The sequence below is a fragment of the Ligilactobacillus sp. RTP31139st1_D10_RTP31139_211217 genome (genome assembly GCF_040226755.1).
Taxonomy (GTDB): Bacteria; Bacillota; Bacilli; order Lactobacillales; family Lactobacillaceae; genus Ligilactobacillus; species Ligilactobacillus animalis.
Genome location: NZ_JBCOAR010000005.1, coordinates 75,153 through 94,269, shown reverse-complemented (window position 1 = coordinate 94,269; position 19,117 = coordinate 75,153). Strand labels below are relative to the sequence as shown.

Genomic DNA, 19,117 nt, shown 5'->3' with positions numbered 1-19,117 from the left:
TTATCTATGATTGGTTGAAAAACCATCTATAGATAACACGGCCCTGGTCGCTTCGGTGATTGGGGTATTTTTTTATAAAAATAGCACCCCGTAAAAAATACAAGGTGCTAGCTTACACGAGACAACAACTGGACAACAAAATATAAATTTATATCATTTTTTAACTAATCGTTGTCTTTGAAAACGTTGATTTAACACAATTAACTGTTTTTAACTGCATATTAAGATGCATCACCTGGGAGTCGAACCCAGATTACAAGAACCGGAATCTTGCGTGCGATCCATTACACTAGCGATGCGTACTTTATTATATTAAAATATATTTGATATAATTACAAGTATAAATTTGCAAAAAGGATAAAAAAATGAAACTTAGACAAGATACAACATTACAACAAAAACAACAAGGTAAGTTGATCATGACGCAAAAAATGCAACAATCGATCCAAATGCTCAAATTTAATGCTAGCGAACTTCAAAACTATCTCTCACAGATCGAATTGGATAACCCTTTTGTGGCTGTTTCATTTAATGGTAGCTCAATCGGACAGCCCTTGCCAGATTTTGTGACCCCGCCCAGCAAGACTAGCTCACTTTTTGATTATTTGCTTGATCAAGTTAATCTGACGATGCGAAAAACCGTTTTACGGGATTGGGTCGTTTACTTTGTTCAAAACTTAGACCAAAATGGGTACCTAAAGCTGGATACCAAAAAGCTGGTCCGTGATAAAAAAATCGACCAAACAACACTTGATGATGCTTTGACTCTTTTGTGGCGCTTAGATCCTCCTGGTGTCGGTGCGCGCGATCTGCAGGAATGCTTGTTACTTCAAATTGAAAGTGAACGAGGGCGTGATGACCTAGCTTATCGTGTGATCGCCGAGCATTTTGAACTTTTTACCCAAAGTAAATGGGAACAGATCGCTAAAAAAATGGCGATCGATCTAAAGCAGATGCAAGCATTGATCGATTATCTAAAAACTTTGTCAGCTGCCCCAGGCAAAGCTTACGATCAAAGTGAAACCGCTTATATCGCACCAGACCTGATCGTTAAAAATGTTGATGGTACTCTTCAAGCAGAATCAACTACTTTAGTCAAACCGCGGGTCATTTTCCGCAAGAGTTACTATGAAAGTTTAGTCGGTGAACTCGATCAAAGCGTGGCTGATTATTTAAAAGAAAAAAAGAAGCAATATCAAACTTTGGTAGCTGAGTTAGCTCAAAGGCAAAGTACGATCGAGCGGGTCGGGGCAGAGATCTTAGCGCGCCAACCAGAATTTTTTACGGTTCCAGAGCATCCCTTAAAACCGATGCTATTGCGTGATGTAGCACAAAAACTACAGTTACATGAATCAACAGTCAGTCGGGCAGTCAATGGTAAGTATTTGCAAACCGATTTTGGGGTCTTTGAATTACGGAGTTTCTTTTCCCAGGCAGTTAATACTGATCAAGCTGGTAATGAAACTAGTGTTGATGAAGTGTATAAAAAGATCCAGACTTATATCGGAGCCGAAGATAAACATAAGCCACTTTCAGATCAAAAATTGGCAGAGCGGTTACAGGGTGATGGACTAAAAGTGTCCCGTAGAACGGTGGCTAAGTATCGTGAAAAATTAAATATCGCTTCTTCAAGTAAGCGAAAAAGATTTTAAGTGACTAAGTAAAATATTTTCTAAAAAACCTGATCGTTCCTTGAATTACGGGCGATCACTGTGTGTTTTAGAGTTAAAGTTCGTTAATTTATAAACGATCACACTTGTGAAATGCTAAAACTTCGGATAGTCGGTAGTGTGACTAAGTGATTTTCGTTTTTTTTATTGAATTTTCGCGCGCAATACCTTGCAAAAGGGAAATATTGTTGTTATAATTTCATTGTGCTTGGGGGAGTGGGTCATCACGATAAGATAATTCACGATGACTTACTTAAGCGATCAGCTCAGCAATGAGCTGTCCAACCTCTGGACGTTTCATGTCCCACAGAAAGGGAGACGAAGATTATGCACCAAGAGATCGAGTGGATCGAGCGGATCGTTCCAGATGTGATCGATACCTTAAGTCGAAGATATGCAGTGCTAAAGCAGATTGCAACATTTGGACCAATAGGTAGACGTTCATTAGCCGAAGCCTTGGGCATGAGCGAGCGGATCTTACGGAGTGAGGCAGATTGCCTAAAACAACAAGAACTCGTCGCAGTGACTAAGTCTGGGATGGTCTTGACAGATAAGGGTAAAGAAGTTATTCAGGGGTTAGCAAGTTTTATCGATCAATTATTAGATCTTAAGCAATTGGAATTACGTTTGAGCCAAAAACTTGGGATCGAGAATTGCTTGGTCGTTGCTGGTGATAGCGATGATCAGACACAGGTAGTTAATGAGATGGGAAGACTTGTTACCAACACACTTAAGACGTTATTGCCTCGTGGGCGTAATATTATTGCGGCTATGGGCGGGACGACGATGGCGCAGATCGCTGCGTGTTTGACGCCCGATATCAGTGATCAACGTGAACTGCTCTTTGTGCCTGCTAGAGGTGGATTGGGCGAACGCATGGAGATCCAAGCTAATAACGTTTGTGCTCGGATGGCACGCCGAACTGGTGGAAAGAGCCGGTCGCTTTATGTGCCCGAGCAAGTAAGCGAGAGTACGTACCGTCCCTTGCTAAAAGAACCAGCTGTTCAAGAAGTCGTTACTTTGATACGGCAAAGTAATGCTGTGATCCACAGTATCGGAACAGCGATGCATATGGCTCATCGACGTTCGATGTCGCAAGAAATGATCGCGATGTTAAATGAACGCAAAGCAGTCGGTGAAGCCTTTGGTTACTTTTTTGATGAGGCAGGACAGGTCGTGTATCGGATCTCCCGTATCGGGATCCAGTTAGAAGACCTCGCTTCTATGGAATGTGTAATTGCCGTCGCTGGTGGCACCTCAAAAGCCAAAGCGATCGTCTCTTACATGAAACACGCTCCTAAACAAACGTGTCTGATCACAGACGAAGGAGCAGCAAAAGCGATTTTAAAAGAGTAGTGTTTTGAACATTACTTTTTAAAATAAATTTTTATTTCCTAAAGGAGGAAATTGTAGTATGACTACTAAAGTAGGTATTAATGGTTTTGGTCGTATCGGCCGTTTAGCATTCCGTCGTATTGCTGAAACATCAAAAGACTTGGAAATCGTTGCTATCAACGACTTGACATCTCCAGCAATGTTGGCTCACTTGTTGAAATATGACACAGCTCATGGTCAATTTGAAGGTGAAGTTTCCGCAACAGAAAACGCACTTATCGTTAACGGTAAGGAAATTCCTGTTTACGCAGAAGCAGACGCACGCAACATTCCTTGGGTTAAGAATGATGGTGTAGAATTGGTTCTTGAATCAACAGGTTTCTACACATCTCCAGAAAAGGCACAAGCACACGTAGAAGCAGGCGCTAAGAAAGTTCTTGTTTCAGCTCCAGCTGGCAAGATGAAGACGATCGTTTACGGTGTTAACGATGATACATTGACACCAGAAGACCAAATCGTTTCTGCTGCTTCATGTACAACAAACTGCTTGGCACCACTTGCTAAGGCTGTTAACGATGCATTCGGCATCAAAGCTGGTACAATGACAACAATCCACGCTTACACAGCTACACAAAAATTACAAGATGGTCCAGATCGCGGTGGTAACGTACGTAATGCACGTGCTGCAGCTCAAAACACAATTCCTCACTCAACAGGTGCTGCTAAAGCTATCGGCTTAGTTGTTCCAGAATTGAACGGCAAGTTAGACGGCCATGCACAACGTGTTCCTGTTATCACAGGTTCATTAACAGAATTAGTTGCAACTCTTGACAAAGAAGTTACAGCTGAAGAAGTTAACGAAGCAGTTAAGAAAGTTACAGAAAACAACCCATCATTTGGTTACAATGCTGACGGTATCGTTTCTTCAGATATCATCGGTACATCATTTGGTTCTATCTTCGACCCAACACAAACACAAGTTGTTGGTGAAGGCGATGCACAAGTTGTTAAGACTGTTGCATGGTACGACAACGAAGCTGGCTTTACAGCACAAATGATCCGTACATTAGAAAAATTTGCAAGCATGCTTTAAGATTTAGCTAAACGCTAATTTTAACTTGTTATGCAGGTTATGAGGCGGGGGGAGGCAGACTCCTCCCGCCTTTTATTTTTAACAAATCATGGAGGCTTACTTATGTCTAAACTTATTGTTTCAGATTTAAAAGATCTTAAAGGTAAAAAAGTTTTAGTTCGTGTTGACTTTAATGTTCCTATCAAAGACGGTGTTATCGGTGATGATAACCGTATGGTAGCTGCATTGCCAACGATCAAATACATCACAGATCAAGGTGGCAAGGCTATCTTATTCTCACACCTTGGCCGTATCAAGACTGAAGAAGACAAAGAAAAGTTGTCTTTACGTCCAGTTGCAGAACACTTAGCTGATCTTTTGAACAAGAAAGTTACTTTTGTACCAGCTACACGTGGTGAACAATTAGAAAAAGCTATTGCTGAAATGGAAGATGGCGATGTTTTAGTTGTTGAAAATACACGTTTTGAAGACTTAGACGGTAAGAAAGAATCTGGCAACGATCCAGAACTTGGCAAGTACTGGGCATCACTTGGCGATGTATTCGTTAACGATGCATTTGGTACAGCACACCGTTCACACGCTTCTAACGTTGGTATCGCAAGCAACATGGAACAAGCAGCTGCTGGTTTCTTATTAGAAAAAGAAATCAAGTTCTTGGGTGAAGCTGTTGACAACCCAGTACATCCATTCGTTGCTATCTTAGGTGGTGCTAAGGTTTCTGACAAGATCGGTGTTATCGAACACTTACTTGACAAAGCTGACAAGATCATCGTTGGTGGTGGGATGACATACACATTCTACGCTGCTAAAGGTATCAAGATCGGTAACTCTTTAGTTGAAGAAGACAAGATCGATTTAGCTAAAGAATTGCTTGAAAAAGCTGGCGACAAGATCGTTTTACCAGTTGATAACGTATGCGCACCTGAATTCAACAACGATGCACCTACAGAAGTCTTTGAAGGCGACATTCCTGATGGCTACATGGCGCTTGATATCGGACCAAAGTCTGTTGCATTGTTCAAGGATGTCTTGAAAGATGCTAAGACAGTTGTTTGGAACGGACCTATGGGTGTGTTTGAAATGTCTAACTTCGCTAAGGGTACACTTGGCGTTGGTGAATTCTTAGGCACATTGACAGATGCAACTACGATCGTTGGTGGTGGTGACTCAACTGCTGCTGTTAAGAAATTAGGTATCGCAGACAAGTTGACACACATCTCTACTGGTGGTGGTGCTTCCCTTGAATATCTTGAAGGTAAGACACTTCCTGGTATTGCTGCCGTTTCCGACAAGTAATAACCATTGATCAATTGCTGACAGGGGTAATATTTTTGCCCCTGCCAGTTTGTTTAAACAATTTTCTTTGAAAGGATGATTTTCGTGCGTACACCAATTATTGCAGGTAACTGGAAGATGAACATGAATCCAGAACAAACTGCTGAATTTGTAAAAGCCGTTAAAGATAAATTACCAAAAGCAACAGAAGTAGAATCTGTTATTGCTGCTCCTGCTGTTGACTTACCAGCATTATTAGAAAATGCTAAAGGTTCAGAATTAAAAGTAGCTGCTGAAAACTGCTACTTTGAAGATGAAGGTGCCTTCACAGGTGAAACTTCACCTAAAGTTTTAAAAGAAATGGGCGTTGACTATGTGATCATCGGTCACTCCGAACGTCGCGACTACTTCCATGAAACAGACGAAGACATCAACAAAAAAGCACATGCTATCTTTAACAATGGCATGACACCTATCGTTTGCTGTGGTGAATCTTTAGAAACTCGTGAAGCTGGCAAGGCTGAAGAATGGGTCGAAGCACAAGTTAAGGCTGCACTTAAAGACTTAACAGCAGAACAAGTTTCAAACCTTGTGATCGCTTATGAACCAATTTGGGCTATCGGTACAGGTAAGACAGCTACATCTGACCAAGCAGAAGAAATCTGTGCAGTTGTAAGAAAGACCGTTGCTGACTTATACGACCAAGACGTTGCTGATAAAGTTCGCATCCAATACGGTGGTTCTGTAAAACCAGATAACGTTAAAGAATTAATGGCTAAGCCAAACATCGATGGTGGCTTAGTTGGTGGGGCTTCATTAGTTCCTGAATCATATCTAGAATTGGTTAATTTTAACGACTAGATTAATTTTTGCTTGAACCTTCATGAAATGGATTGAAAGTTTAGGCCAAAACCATTAAAATAATTGATGAGGACAATATTTCTCAAAGTCAATCAAACTAAAAGGAGAGTAATATTTTATGTCTGCAATTACAGAAATTTATGCTCGCGAAGTCTTAGACTCACGTGGCAACCCAACGGTTGAAGCTGAAGTTTACACAGAAGATGGCGGTTTTGGTCGCGGTATCGTGCCTTCCGGTGCTTCTACAGGTGAACACGAAGCTGTTGAATTGCGTGACGGCGACAAGTCACGTTACATGGGCAAAGGTGTTACAAAAGCTGTTGCTAATGTAAATGACATTATCGCAAAAGAAATCGTTGGCTACGAAGTAACAGACCAAATCGCTATCGACAAGGCTATGATCGCTTTGGACGGTACACCAAACAAAGGTAAGCTTGGTGCTAACGCTATCTTGGCTGTTTCCATCGCTGTTGCTCGTGCAGCTGCTGATGAATTACAAGTGCCATTGTACAACTACATGGGTGGTACAAACGCACACGTATTGCCAACACCAATGATGAACGTTATCAACGGTGGTGCACACTCAGATAACAAGGTTGACTTCCAAGAATTCATGATCATGCCTGTTGGTGCTTCTTCAATCAAAGAAGCTGTTCGCATGGGTTCTGAAACATTCCACAACTTGCAAAAACTTCTTGCAGCTGATGGTAAAGTAACTTCTGTTGGTGACGAAGGTGGTTTCGCTCCTGACTTTGCTAACAACGAAGAACCATTACAATACTTGATCAAAGCTATCGAAGCAGCTGGCTACAAGCCTGGCAAGGATATCTCCATTGCTATCGACGTTGCTTCTTCAGAACTTTGGGATGGTGAAACTGGCAAGTACAAACTTCGCTGGTCAACAGGCGAAGAATTCACAACTGCTGAATTCATCAAATATCTTGAAGGTTTAGTTGCTAAATACCCAATCATCTCTATCGAAGATCCTATCGACGAAAACAACTGGGATGACTGGAAAGAAATCACAGCTGAACTTGGCAAGAAAGTTCAATTGGTTGGTGACGACTTCTTCGTTACAAACACACAATACTTAGCTAAGGGTATCCGTATGGGTTGTGCTAACTCAATCTTGATCAAAGTTAACCAAATCGGTACTTTGACAGAAACTTTCGAAGCTATCGAAATGGCTAAGGAAGCTGGTTACACAGCTATCGTTTCCCACCGTTCTGGTGAAACAGAAGATACAACAATTGCTGACTTGGTTGTTGCTACAAACGCTGGCCAAATCAAGACAGGTTCTATGAGCCGTACAGACCGTATCGCTAAGTACAACCAATTAATGCGTATCGAAGATCAATTGACAAGTGGCGTTGCTCAATACAAAGGTATCAACTCCTTCTACAACTTGAGCGAACAAGCTCGTCAAGCAATCGAAGAAAAATAATTAGTTGATTGACTTAACAATCTAGTAGTATAGCTACTACAAAAAGAGACCTGTTGTGGGTCTCTTTTTGTTTCTACATATAAATTTTTCTAGGGGGGGCACTGTTTGCAAGATAGGCAGTGGAAGAAAAGATGAAAAAAATCAGTTTAAAGAGTTTAAATTATGTGCGCTTTCGGTTTATAATTCGCGGAGCTCTAGTTGGGATATTAGTAGGTTTTGTAGTCAGTTTATTTCGGTTAGTGATCGAAAATTTACTTAAAGTGATGCAAGGTGTTTATCCAAAATTATTGACCGAACCAAAATTTTGGCCAATAGTTATCCTTTTTTTAATATTCGTATTAGGCGTGAATGCCCATTTTTTGGCTAAAGAACCTAATATCAGTGGTTCTGGGATCCCACAAGTTGAAGGCCAGTTGGCTGGGCTAATTGAAGTTGATTGGTGGTCAGTCTTATGGCGTAAATGGATCGGGAGTGTCCTAGCGATCGGATCAGGACTATTTTTAGGGCGCGAGGGTCCTTCGATCCAATTAGGAGCGATGGTCGGGCAAGGCGTCTCGCAAAAGTTACACTTAAGCAAAAGTGAGCAACGCTGCTTACTGGCAGGTGGAGCAGCTGCTGGACTAGCCGCTGCTTTTAATGCTCCGATCGCAGCGTCATTATTTGTGATCGAGGAGATATATCACAATTTTTCTCCTTTTGTTTGGACGACTTCATTGGCTGCGGCCGTTACGGCTAATTTTGTTTCACTTAACTTTTTTGGATTGCGTCCCGTGTTATATCTACCTCATGATCAAAGTTTTCCGCCGAGCAGCTATTGGGCCTTAGTTATTTTAGGGATCTTCTTGGGTTTGTTGGGCTTAGTATATGAATTTCTGACGCTTAATAGTAGTTATCTGTATCAAAAGTTAAAGTGGCTCTCACCCCGCTTTTATGGAGTGATACCGCTGGCTATAGTGATCTTTATCGGGATGTATTGGCCTCAATACCTAGGTGGGGGCAATAACTTGATCGTCAGTTTACCAGCGTGGCATTTGACGTTAGGTAGCTTACTGTTCTTGTCTTTATTACGCTTAGTTTTTTCGACGTTATCATACGGTTCGAGCTTGCCTGGGGGGATCTTTTTACCGATCTTGACGTTAGGAGCTTTACTGGGGGCACTTTACTGGAAGGCCTTGGCGCAAATGGGGCTTTTATCCGATGCTTTTTTAGTCAACTGCATGGTCTATGCAATGGCAGGGTATTTTGCAGGAATCGGCAAAGCACCCTTTACCGCGATCCTATTAGTAACTGAGATGGTCGGTTCCTTAGAACACTTGATGCCTCTAGCCTTGGTCTCCTTAACGGCTTATGCAGTTTGTGATATTTTACACGGTAAGCCGATCTATGAAGCGATGTTGGCCAATCTAAGCGCCCATACTGATAAGCAAAAAATGCTGCTTAAAGTTGATCAGCATGAACAATTTGAGTTCCCGATCTTTGCTGGTTCAAAATTACAAGATCGCCAAGTAAAGACGATTGCTTGGCCTAAAGAGTGCCTATTGTTGACGATCCGTCGCGGTGAAAAAGAGATCTTGCCCCATGGAGAAACTTTACTCAAAGCAGGGGATACTTTAGTTGTCTTGACTGTGCCGGCAAAGCGAGCTTTGATCAGAGCTAAATTGACCCAGTTATCGGACTTACCACCAAATTAGCGGGAAATGTTACTGGAAAAATTTGAGTAAGTATGCTAAATTATAATAGATATAGTTTACCATGGCGGGTAAGGAGGTAAATTTAGATTGTACAATATACTTTTAACACTATTGCTGATCGTTTCAGTGCTGATCATTATTGCTGTTTTAATGCAACCAGCTAAGACTGACAATGCATCCTCAGCCTTATCTGGGGGCGCAACAGAATTATTTAGTAAGCAAAAACCACGTGGATTTGAAGCATTTATGCAAAAGGTCACGGCCGTTTTAGGTGTCGTATTCTTTGCGCTATCCTTAGCTCTAGTATACATTTCAGCACACTAGCTTTATAAGACAAAGCCTCCTGCATGATGATCACAGGGGGCTTTTTTCGAGTAAAAGTCATGACAGTGAATGTTAATTATTTCAAAAGATGATGAGGATTTAAATGGAAAAAGAAAAGATAAAAGAATCACTAATAAATTATTTTGAAGCTGAACCTGAAAAGAAATTCACTGTTCAGGAGTTAGCTGATAAATTAGAAATGAATAAAGCTGGGCAATTTAATTTTGTTGTCCAAGCAGTCGCTCAACTTGAACATGATAAGGTGATCGCCTTGAATGATGAAGGTCTTTTTAGTGCTGTAAAGCATGAAAGTGCATCTAAATTTACGGGGATCTTTCACGCAAATGACCGCGGTTTTGGTTTTGTAACGGTCGATCCTGAAGAACCAGATTACTTTATCAACCCAACGCAAACACTTTCAGCCTTGAATGGGGATGAAGTTGAGGTCGAAATGATCGCAGCTGGGGATCCAGCGATCGGTAAGCGTCCTGAAGGTAAAGTTACGGGGATCGTCCAACGCAATTTGACTCAAGTCGTAGGTGAATTCAAGCCGCTTGAGGATGAAAACGTACCTAGTGGGATCATTGGAACCGTCCATTTACGGGACAAAAAGTTATCCAACTACCGCTTTTTAGTTGAAGATACTGGCTTACATCCGGTCGAAGGTGAGATCGTCTTAGCTGATATTACGACTTATCCTAGTTCAGATCTTCCAGGGATCATCAAAGGGGTCGCAACTAAGGTCATCGGTAATATCAATGATCCGGGGATCGACATTTTACAGATCGTCTATCAACACGATATTCCACATAAATTCCCTGAAGACGTCATGGAACAAGTCGCACAGATCCCAGATCATGTGACACCAGAACAAAAAGTCGGACGGCGCGATCTGACTGACGAACAGATGGTGACGATCGATAGTATCGAATCTAAAGACTTAGATGATGCCGTTAGTGTCCGTAAATTAGATAATGGCAACTATCATTTAGGGGTACATATCGCTGATGTATCGCACTATGTGACCCCGAATACGCCACTAGATAGAGAAGCATTCGAACGGGGAACTTCGGTTTATTTGACTGACCGGGTCATTCCGATGATCCCAGCTAAATTATCAAACGGGATCTGTTCATTGAACCCACAAGTCGAACGTTTGGCTTTGACTTGTGAGATGGAGATCGATCCGCAAGGCGAAGTCGTTTCCCATGAGATCTTCCCAAGTGTGATCAAGACGACGGAACGAATGACTTATAAAGCGATCAACAAGATCTTAGAGTCTGATGATCAAAAAGAAAAAGAGCGTTATCGTGAATTAGTCCCAATGTTTGAAGAAATGGGCGAATTGCATAAGATCTTATTGAAGATGCGCAAGCGCCGTGGTGCGATCGAATTTGAAGATACGGAAGCTAAGATCATCGTGGATGAAAAAGGACATGCGATCGATATTCAATTGCGTGAACGTGGAACAAGTGAACGCATGGTCGAATCCTTTATGTTAGCTGCAAATGAAACGGTAGCAGCGCACTACAAGGATCTTCACGTTCCATTTATCTACCGGATCCATGAAACACCAAAAGAAGAAAAGATCAAATCTTTCTTTGAAATGTTATCTGGTCTAGGGATCGAAGTAACTGGTAAAGTGAGCGATATTCAACCTAAGATGCTTCAAAAGATCTTAAAGAAAGTTGCCGGTAAGCCAGAAGAACCAATGGTATCAGTGATGTTATTGCGGTCGATGCAACAAGCTAAATATTCGCCAGAACCGTTGGGCCACTTTGGCTTAGCTGCTAAAGACTATACGCACTTTACTTCACCGATCAGACGTTATCCTGACTTGATGGTTCACCGCATGATCCATTACTATGCTGAAAATGGTATCGGAGAAGGTAGTCAAGCCAAATTCCAAGCTGAATTACCAGAAGTGAGCCAACACAGTTCGCAAGCTGAACGGCGCGCGATCGATGCTGAACGTGATACAGATGCGATGAAGAAGGCAGAATACATAGCTGATCATGTAGGTGAAGAATTCGATGCTGTCGTTAGTTCAGTTACTAAATTTGGGATGTTTGTTGAATTACCAAATACAGTTGAAGGCCTGATCCATATCAGTGAGATCAACGATGACTATTATATCTTTGTTGAAAAGCAAATGGCTTTAGTTGGACGTAAGACAAAACAAACTTACCGCATCGGTCAACCGATCCGTGTCAAATTAGTTAATGTCAATGCTGAACAAAAAGAGATCGACTTTAAGCTATTGAGTTTAGGCAAAGCACCAAAATCCGATCTATTAGAAGGTGTCGAATTACCTGAAATGCCACCAAAACGTAAATTTGACCGGAAAAATGGCGATAAACGTGGTCAAAAGCGTCCATTCAAACGTCAAAATAATAATAATGGTCGTCGGGATAATCGGCATAATTCACAACGTTCAAACAATCAAAATGGGCGGAAACCATTTTATAAAAAACGTCGCGACAAAAAATAGCAGTTTATAAAAAGGACTGAGGTAAATGGCAAAACAAGCACAACATGAGCGTCCTTTAGCGCAAAATCGTAAAGCAAGCCATGATTACTATATTTTAGATACTATTGAAGCTGGGGTAGCTTTAACAGGAACTGAGATCAAATCAGTACGTGCGGGCCGGATCAATCTAAAAGATGGCTTTGCACAGATCAAAAATGGCGAAGCTTGGTTGATGAATGTGCATATTTCCGAATATACTCAGGGCAATCGTTTTAACCATGATCCGTTGCGCAACCGAAAGTTATTGTTGCATAAAAAGCAGATCGTGCGTTTAGCTAATGAGACTAGTGGCAAGGGGATCACTTTAGTCCCACTGAAGGTCTATTTAAAAAATGGCTTTGCCAAAGTTTTGATCGGAGTTGCACAAGGTAAGCACAGCTACGATAAGCGGGAAACGATCAAGCGTCGTGATCAAGAACGTGAGATCAGAAGAACACTCAAAAATTATAGTTAAAAAAGCTGGTAAGCCGACTCCAGATGAGGTGGAGTTAGCGTACCAGCTTTTTATATTTCGTTAAGCTAACGGATTTAAAGGATCAACTTGTTGATTTAGATTTTCAAATTTGTAGATCGCACGTTCGCCACCGATCAATTTTGGCCGTGAACTCAAATAAGTAACATGGGCCGAACCGATCTCTTTGATCGAAGTTCTAACTGGGATCTGAACGAATTTAACGTGCATCCCGATCGCAGTGTCACCGATGTCGATCCCAGCTTTAGCAGTGACATGTTCTACTTCGACTGGATCTTTGAATGTTTCAAAAGCCGCTACCTGTGCAGCTCCACCGGCGTGTAAGCTAGGGCAGACTGAAACGATCTCTAAACCGTGATCTTCGGCGACTTGACGTTCCATAGCTAAAGCACGATTCAAATGTTCGCAACCTTGAACAGCAAGCTGGACTCCTGATGGCAAGATCTCAGTCAAAGTTTTGATGACTGTCCGTCCCACGTCTAAATTGGAATATTTACCGATCTTTTTACCTTGGATCTCGCTAGTGCTGCATCCTAAGACAAAAATATCGTTTTTCTTAAGATCAGTCTGTGCTAAAAATTCAGTCATCCCTTGTTTAAGTTGGTCAGCTATTTGATTTAGGAATTCTTCTTGCATAAAAGATACCTGCTTTCTAAAATTATCTGCACTTTAAGTATAATACTTTAGACATGTTAGAGCTAATTTCCGGTAAAAAAAGTTTCACAGCCAGCTAGTCGGAGATGAATAGGATAAGAGCGCGCTCCAAACGTTGTATATTGTTTTCAACATATAGTATGGTTTTTGTGAAACCAAACACTATATGTTGTGTTTGGCTGCGATTGGTTATATCATATAAAGTACCAACAGGGAAATAGGATTTAAATATAGATAAGTTTGTTAGTTAGGATGTTGTAGGTGGACCATGATGATTTTAAGATCGTGGTTCATTTTCACTTTTAGCTGACGTAGAAGGGACCTGATGACGATGATGGAATTTAAGGAACAAAAAAAGTATGTATTACCTAAGATGGTCATCAAAACAGATGGATACGAGGTACCATTTGCACTTTATAAGTTGGAGAGCGTTTTGCGTAAGTTAGGCTTGGCTACGGATACCGATGCAATTATTCTCGCTTTACTCGCCAAGTTAGCGGACCAAACGACACTTACCAGCACTGAGATCTACGATAAATTGACAGCTACGCTAAATGAATTAGGTTATGATGCCGAAGCCAAGGCTTATGTTGCTCATCACCAAGCCGATGAAGCCAAATGGCAAGAAGAGACTGATCCAACTGTCAGGTTAGGCCGGCTTCAATCTAAGGATCCGAGTTTAGTTCATGAGAATGCTAACAAAGACAGTAATGTTTTCAATACGCAACGTGATCTGACAGCGGGGACAGTCGGTAAGACACTAGGGCTTCGGATGATGCCAAAGCATGTGGCTAAAGCTCATCTGCGTGGTGACATCCATTATCACGATCTGGACTATACTCCTTGGAGTCCGATGACGAATTGTTGTTTGATCGATTTTAAAGAGATGCTGACAAATGGCTTTAAGATCGGTAATGCTGAAGTTGAAAGCCCTCATTCGATCCAAACTGCGACCGCCCAAATGTCACAGATCATTGCTAATGTTGCTTCTAGTCAATATGGTGGCTGTTCAGCTGATCGGATCGATGAGGTCTTAGAACCCTTCGCACTAAAAAATTATGACAAACATTTAGCTGAATCTAAAGAATATATCGAAGATCCAGCTAAGCAGATCGAATTTGCTAAAAAACGGACGAAAAAAGATATCTATGATGCTATGCAAGCACTGGAATATGAGATCAATACGCTCTTTTCTTCTCAAGGACAGACTCCCTTTACCACATTAGGGTTTGGCTTAGGAACTTCATGGGTCGCACGTGAGATCCAAAAATCGATCTTAAAGATCCGGATCGGTGGCTTGGGCCGGGAAAAACGGACGGCGATCTTTCCTAAATTGGTCTTTACGATCAAAAAAGGTTTGAACTTAAAGCCCGAAGATCCTAATTATGATATCAAGCAATTGGCGGTCGAATGTGCAACCAAACGGATGTATCCCGACGTCTTGATGTACGATAAGATCAAGGAATTAACGGGGAGCTTTAAAGCACCGATGGGATGCCGTTCATTCTTACAAGGATGGAAAGATAAGCACGGAAATGAAGTCAACTCTGGCCGGATGAATTTAGGAGTCGTGACGCTCAATTTACCACGGATCGCTTTAGAATCTCACGGTGATATGGATCTTTTTTGGCAGATCTTCAACGATAAGGTCAAACTTTGTAAGACTGCGCTTGATTTCAAAGTAGCTCGGGTCTTAGATGCGGTCCCAGAGAATGCGCCGATCTTATACCAATATGGTGCTTTTGGGCAACGGCTAAAACCAGGTGAAGATGTAAGTCAGCTCTTCAAAGATGAACGTGCCACGGTTTCGATCGGTTATATCGGGCTTTATGAAGTAGGGACACTTTTCTTTGGTCCAAATTGGGAACATGATCAAGCAGCACATGATTTTACTCTCGAGATCGTTAAGCAATTACATGATGCGTGTGTGCGTTGGTCAAAAGAAACTGGCTATCATTTTAGCGTCTATTCAACCCCAAGTGAATCTCTGACAGATCGTTTCTGTCGCTTAGATACAGCTGAATTTGGGAAAGTCAAAGATGTTACTGACAAAGATTACTACACCAATAGCTTCCATTATGATGTCAGAAAGCATCCAACACCATTTGAAAAGCTTCAATTTGAGATGGATTATCCAAAATATGCTGCGGGTGGCTTTATCCATTATTGTGAGTATCCGAACTTGCGCCAAAATCCGAAAGCTTTAGAGGCAGTTTGGGATTTTGCCTATGATAAAGTTGGCTATCTGGGAACTAATACGCCGATCGATCATTGCTATAAATGTGGTTTTGAGGGAGAATTCAAGGCTACAGCTCGTGGCTTTGAATGCCCAGATTGTGGTAACCACGACCCTAAGACCTGCGATTGTGTTAAGCGGACTTGTGGTTATCTAGGTAATCCTTTGCAACGGCCGATGGTTCATGGACGTCATGAAGAGATCGCGGCACGAGCTAAAAATATTGCACCGGGGATGATGACTGATGGAGAATAGTGGGACGATCAGGATCACTGTTGGAGGCGATACTGCTTTTATTGCCTCTGAAACACTAGCACCAAAGCAGGTAGCCACTCCGACTAAAGCTAAAAGACGAGTGCGTCGCCCCAATGATCCTAAACCTAAGGAATGGTTAGCTAGTGAGTTGAGTAAACAAAAAATAGCTGACTATAAACCGTTCAACTTTGTCGATGGTGAGGGTGTCAGATGTAGTTTATATGTCAGTGGATGTAAATTTGCTTGCCCTGGGTGTTATAATAGGGCTGCACAAAGCTTTAATTATGGCTTTGAGTACACCAAGGAATTAGAAGACCAGATCATAGCTGACCTTTCACATGATTATGTTCAGGGCTTAACGTTGCTTGGGGGAGAACCCTTCTTAAATACGCAAGTTTGTTTGCCCCTAGTCAAGCGTATCAGACAAGAATATGGTGATAAAAAGGATATCTGGTCGTGGAGTGGATATACTTGGGATGAGTTACAAAAGGAATCAGCTGATAAGTTGGAATTATTGTCATTGATCGATATTTTAGTCGATGGGCGCTTCCGGGAGGATCTTAAAGATCTAACTTTACAATTTCGAGGAAGCTCGAATCAACGTATTATTGATGTTAAAAAATCTTTACAAGCTGATGAAGTCATTATCTGGGATAAATTGGAACATTGATATAATTAAATAGATAAAAAATAATACCTAGTTACAAAAATGATTATTGGGCTCGAATTGATAAAATTCGGGCCTTTTTAGCATTGATCAACCTTTAAGATAATAATTAGTTTAATAGTAGATAATTTTTTTATTATACCTTATAGAAGAATTAATGTTTTGAGCAATGAATACGCTCCCTTTGTTTTGGCGGGTTTTTTTGAAATCATTAGAATGGTTCTAAAAACTTGATAAAAACATAGCGATTAATTTTTATAAAAAAGGTATCAATTTTTTAAAATAGGTGTATAATGATGGATGAGGATATATATTGTATGGTTGCACCAGGTTTTATTGAGAAGGGGCGATTTATATGGTTACCTTATACACATCACCAAGTTGCACATCTTGCCGTAAGGCGCGTGCATGGCTTAGAAATCACAACATTTCTTACAGTGAGAGAAATATTTTTTTGGAACCATTGAGTATTGATGAGATCAAGCAGATCTTGCAAATGACCGAAGATGGAACGGAGGAGATCATCTCTAAACGTTCGAAGGCATATCAAGAACTTGATATCAACATCGAGGAAATGCCATTGCAAGAATTACTTGATCTAGTCCAAAAACATCCCGGCCTGTTAAGACGACCAATTATTATGGACGAAAAGCGACTTCAAGTGGGATACAATGAAGATGAGATTCGTCGTTTCCTACCGCGGGAAGTACGTGCGCTTGAATTGCGTCGTGCCCGTGAACTTGCAGGTTTCTAAAGTTTGTAATAAGATATACTATAGATTAGACCATTCCAAGTTTTTTGGGTGGTCTTTTTTGATAATTTTTGGTATGATAAAGTTTGCAAATTAAGTGTTTTGCAAGCATTTAAGTAGGAAAGGGAGGATCACAGATGGAAATGGAAAAAGTCAATGAGAATACAATTAGGGTATTACTCGGAACCGAAGATCTGACTGATCGTGGTATCACCGTCCTTGATCTACTTGGCAATCAAAAAGAGATCGAAAATTTCTTTTTTAGCATTTTAGAAGAGGTCGATAAGGACCACGAATTTCGCGATAATGATGCGGTAACTTTCCAACTGATCCCTAATCAAAATGGATTAGAGCTATTTATTACCAAGGTGGATCCTAAAAAAGCAGAAACTTCGATGAATTTAGAACGTGATGATTCGAAAGAAAGTGATGCAAACGACTCGCCGTTAAATATCGCTAATGCCGGGATCGGGAATGATCTAGCTGACTATATCAGAAAACAGATCACCGGTGAAAATGAAAAAATTAGACACCAAAAGCCTGCTTTAGCCGATGACGGTGATGGAGTATCTGGCTACTTAAAAGAAGATCCAGAGGCACAGTATCGCTATGTGGTAAGTTTTGCTGACTTTGAAGACTTTATTCAGTTAGCTAAGGCTTTCAATTATGACAGTACAGTCTCGAATCTTTACCATTTAGATGGCAAATACTATCTCGAATTAGTCTTTTTTGCTGATCAGATGGAAGTGGCTGATGTCAAGGATGCGATGGCTTTGGTTTATGAATATGGTCAAAAAGAGCAGTTTGAATCTGCAGTCGTTAAAGAACGTGGTAAGTGTTTGATGGAACATGCGGCACTTGAATTAGCGCGGTATCATTTTAAATAATTTACTGATAAATAGGACAGAGGATATCTGTTCTATTTTTTTGCATTAAATTTAGTCACCTTGGCGTACTTTAGTAGTAAAGGGGGCTTTTAAATGTTATATGCGCTAACAAAAGATTCAAAAATGATCACAGCCAAAGCAGCAACAAAAGAGCAAAAATATTATTGTCCAAGTTGCCACGAACCAGTCATTTTGCGTCAAGGGCATTATTATATGGCACATTTTGCGCATTTGAAGCGGACTTGTGGGACTTTTAGTGAAGGAGAGACCAGTGAGTACTTATGAGGAAAAAAGCTATTAGCCACTTTTTTTAGGGCGTTTGGAGCACGAGTTAAGCTTGAAGCCTATCTACCTGGGTCAAAGCAACGTCCCGATCTGTTGGTCCAGTTGCCTGATCAGCAGCTTTTGGCTTTAGAATATCAATGTGCACCACTCAGTTTACGCAAATTGCAAAAACGCTCACGTGGATATCACGATGTTGGTCTAGCTGAATTGTGGATCTTAGGAAATAATTATAGACTTAAGCGCAGTTTACCACAGCAAGTTGCACAATTTATGCGGTGGTCAAAAAATCGGGGCTTTTATTTGATCTATCTCGATCCCATTAAAGCATACTTTGAAGTTGTTTATGGGATCCAAAAAGCTGATTTTTTGCCACTTAAATATCAATACTGGCGGACAAATGATGTCAAAAAACTAAAAGCTTTTTTCGCTACCCCACAAAAGATACGATTAAAGCATTTATCGCTGAGTGAAAGAAAAAAACAAAAGTATGCTTTGGCTAAACAGATATATTATTCGACTGGGGCTATGCGTAAATTGCAACAATTAACATATCAAAAGCGTCTAAAGTTGACTGCGGTGATAGATGATTGTTTAGCATTGAACTATAGTTACCCATTATATCGGACAGCAACTTTATGGTGGGTGGCGGACAGCGTTATATTGTGATCAGTTTTCGAGGCCTAAAAT

Annotated in this window: 16 protein-coding genes and 1 pseudogene; 16 read left to right on the top strand and 1 reads right to left on the bottom strand. The window is 41.0% G+C overall.

The features are described 5' to 3' along the window. Window positions 1–365: 365 nt before the first annotated feature. From rpoN to smpB, 10 genes are all read left to right on the top strand, one after another. The gene (rpoN, locus tag ABT996_RS04400) at window positions 366–1,652 is read left to right on the top strand and encodes an RNA polymerase factor sigma-54 (protein ID WP_035449089.1); all 1,287 of its coding nucleotides are present in this window, start codon (window positions 366–368) and stop codon (window positions 1,650–1,652) included. A gap of 345 nt (window positions 1,653–1,997) precedes the next feature. Continuing rightward, window positions 1,998–3,026 carry a sugar-binding transcriptional regulator gene (locus ABT996_RS04395; protein ID WP_035449091.1) on the top strand — a complete coding sequence of 343 codons (1,029 nt, stop codon included), beginning with the start codon at window positions 1,998–2,000 and terminating at the stop codon, window positions 3,024–3,026. A 58-nt stretch (window positions 3,027–3,084) separates the two neighbouring features. Continuing rightward, window positions 3,085–4,098: a type I glyceraldehyde-3-phosphate dehydrogenase gene (gene gap, locus ABT996_RS04390; RefSeq protein WP_010689278.1), complete on the top strand. Its 1,014-nt coding sequence runs from the start codon at window positions 3,085–3,087 to the stop codon at window positions 4,096–4,098. A 102-nt stretch (window positions 4,099–4,200) separates the two neighbouring features. Then, complete coding sequence (locus ABT996_RS04385) at window positions 4,201–5,394, top strand: phosphoglycerate kinase (protein ID WP_010689277.1); 1,194 nt, start codon at window positions 4,201–4,203, stop codon at window positions 5,392–5,394. An 84-nt stretch (window positions 5,395–5,478) separates the two neighbouring features. After that, a complete protein-coding gene (gene tpiA / locus ABT996_RS04380; protein ID WP_035449093.1) occupies window positions 5,479–6,234 on the top strand; it encodes a triose-phosphate isomerase in 756 nt (251 codons plus the stop codon). Window positions 6,235–6,352: 118 nt separating this feature from the next. Then, entirely contained in the window at window positions 6,353–7,678 is a 1,326-nt protein-coding gene (gene eno, locus ABT996_RS04375; protein ID WP_004048249.1) for a phosphopyruvate hydratase, read from the top strand. A gap of 131 nt (window positions 7,679–7,809) precedes the next feature. Then, a complete protein-coding gene (locus tag ABT996_RS04370) occupies window positions 7,810–9,369 on the top strand; it encodes a ClC family H(+)/Cl(-) exchange transporter (protein WP_035449095.1) in 1,560 nt (519 codons plus the stop codon). Window positions 9,370–9,456: 87 nt separating this feature from the next. Beyond that, the gene (secG, locus tag ABT996_RS04365; protein ID WP_010689272.1) at window positions 9,457–9,693 is read left to right on the top strand and encodes a preprotein translocase subunit SecG; all 237 of its coding nucleotides are present in this window, start codon (window positions 9,457–9,459) and stop codon (window positions 9,691–9,693) included. A 103-nt stretch (window positions 9,694–9,796) separates the two neighbouring features. After that, window positions 9,797–12,184: a ribonuclease R gene (rnr, locus tag ABT996_RS04360; protein WP_035449098.1), complete on the top strand. Its 2,388-nt coding sequence runs from the start codon at window positions 9,797–9,799 to the stop codon at window positions 12,182–12,184. Between the two features lie 25 nt (window positions 12,185–12,209). Beyond that, window positions 12,210–12,677 carry an SsrA-binding protein SmpB gene (smpB, locus tag ABT996_RS04355; protein ID WP_010689270.1) on the top strand — a complete coding sequence of 156 codons (468 nt, stop codon included), beginning with the start codon at window positions 12,210–12,212 and terminating at the stop codon, window positions 12,675–12,677. A 60-nt stretch (window positions 12,678–12,737) separates the two neighbouring features. On the opposite strand, the gene ABT996_RS04350 is transcribed toward smpB, so the two are convergent. Beyond that, the gene (locus tag ABT996_RS04350; RefSeq protein ID WP_035449100.1) at window positions 12,738–13,331 is read right to left on the bottom strand and encodes a TIGR01440 family protein; all 594 of its coding nucleotides are present in this window, start codon (window positions 13,329–13,331) and stop codon (window positions 12,738–12,740) included. 349 nt (window positions 13,332–13,680) lie between these two features. Here ABT996_RS04350 and nrdD point away from each other — a divergent pair, with 349 nt between their 5' ends. From nrdD to ABT996_RS04325, 6 genes and pseudogenes are all read left to right on the top strand, one after another. Next, window positions 13,681–15,840 (top strand): anaerobic ribonucleoside-triphosphate reductase, encoded by a 2,160-nt coding sequence (gene nrdD / locus ABT996_RS04345; RefSeq protein ID WP_035449114.1) that lies wholly within the window; start codon window positions 13,681–13,683, stop codon window positions 15,838–15,840. After that, the gene (gene nrdG / locus ABT996_RS04340; RefSeq protein ID WP_010689268.1) at window positions 15,830–16,510 is read left to right on the top strand and encodes an anaerobic ribonucleoside-triphosphate reductase activating protein; all 681 of its coding nucleotides are present in this window, start codon (window positions 15,830–15,832) and stop codon (window positions 16,508–16,510) included. The genes nrdD and nrdG overlap by 11 nt, the downstream gene beginning before the upstream one ends. A gap of 352 nt (window positions 16,511–16,862) precedes the next feature. Further along, window positions 16,863–17,261, top strand: a complete 399-nt coding sequence (spxA, locus tag ABT996_RS04335; protein ID WP_029507336.1) for a transcriptional regulator SpxA — start codon at window positions 16,863–16,865, stop codon at window positions 17,259–17,261. 134 nt (window positions 17,262–17,395) lie between these two features. Then, window positions 17,396–18,145 (top strand): adaptor protein MecA, encoded by a 750-nt coding sequence (locus tag ABT996_RS04330; protein ID WP_010689265.1) that lies wholly within the window; start codon window positions 17,396–17,398, stop codon window positions 18,143–18,145. Window positions 18,146–18,238: 93 nt separating this feature from the next. Next, a complete protein-coding gene (locus tag ABT996_RS09505) occupies window positions 18,239–18,430 on the top strand; it encodes a competence protein CoiA family protein (RefSeq protein WP_005922732.1) in 192 nt (63 codons plus the stop codon). A gap of 12 nt (window positions 18,431–18,442) precedes the next feature. Continuing rightward, window positions 18,443–19,096: pseudogene (locus tag ABT996_RS04325) on the top strand (competence protein CoiA family protein); the annotation flags it as partial. Window positions 19,097–19,117 lie beyond the last annotated feature (21 nt).

Coding starts and splice junctions, on each gene's coding strand:
- smpB (WP_010689270.1), top strand. CDS start 12,210: ATGGCAAAACAAGCACAACATGAGCGTCCTTTAGCGCAAAATCGTAAA.
- ABT996_RS04350 (WP_035449100.1), bottom strand. CDS start 13,331: ATGCAAGAAGAATTCCTAAATCAAATAGCTGACCAACTTAAACAAGGG.
- ABT996_RS04370 (WP_035449095.1), top strand. CDS start 7,810: ATGAAAAAAATCAGTTTAAAGAGTTTAAATTATGTGCGCTTTCGGTTT.
- nrdD (WP_035449114.1), top strand. CDS start 13,681: ATGATGGAATTTAAGGAACAAAAAAAGTATGTATTACCTAAGATGGTC.
- rnr (WP_035449098.1), top strand. CDS start 9,797: ATGGAAAAAGAAAAGATAAAAGAATCACTAATAAATTATTTTGAAGCT.
- nrdG (WP_010689268.1), top strand. CDS start 15,830: ATGGAGAATAGTGGGACGATCAGGATCACTGTTGGAGGCGATACTGCT.
- gap (WP_010689278.1), top strand. CDS start 3,085: ATGACTACTAAAGTAGGTATTAATGGTTTTGGTCGTATCGGCCGTTTA.
- rpoN (WP_035449089.1), top strand. CDS start 366: ATGAAACTTAGACAAGATACAACATTACAACAAAAACAACAAGGTAAG.
- ABT996_RS04395 (WP_035449091.1), top strand. CDS start 1,998: ATGCACCAAGAGATCGAGTGGATCGAGCGGATCGTTCCAGATGTGATC.
- eno (WP_004048249.1), top strand. CDS start 6,353: ATGTCTGCAATTACAGAAATTTATGCTCGCGAAGTCTTAGACTCACGT.
- ABT996_RS04385 (WP_010689277.1), top strand. CDS start 4,201: ATGTCTAAACTTATTGTTTCAGATTTAAAAGATCTTAAAGGTAAAAAA.
- ABT996_RS04330 (WP_010689265.1), top strand. CDS start 17,396: ATGGAAATGGAAAAAGTCAATGAGAATACAATTAGGGTATTACTCGGA.
- spxA (WP_029507336.1), top strand. CDS start 16,863: ATGGTTACCTTATACACATCACCAAGTTGCACATCTTGCCGTAAGGCG.
- ABT996_RS09505 (WP_005922732.1), top strand. CDS start 18,239: ATGTTATATGCGCTAACAAAAGATTCAAAAATGATCACAGCCAAAGCA.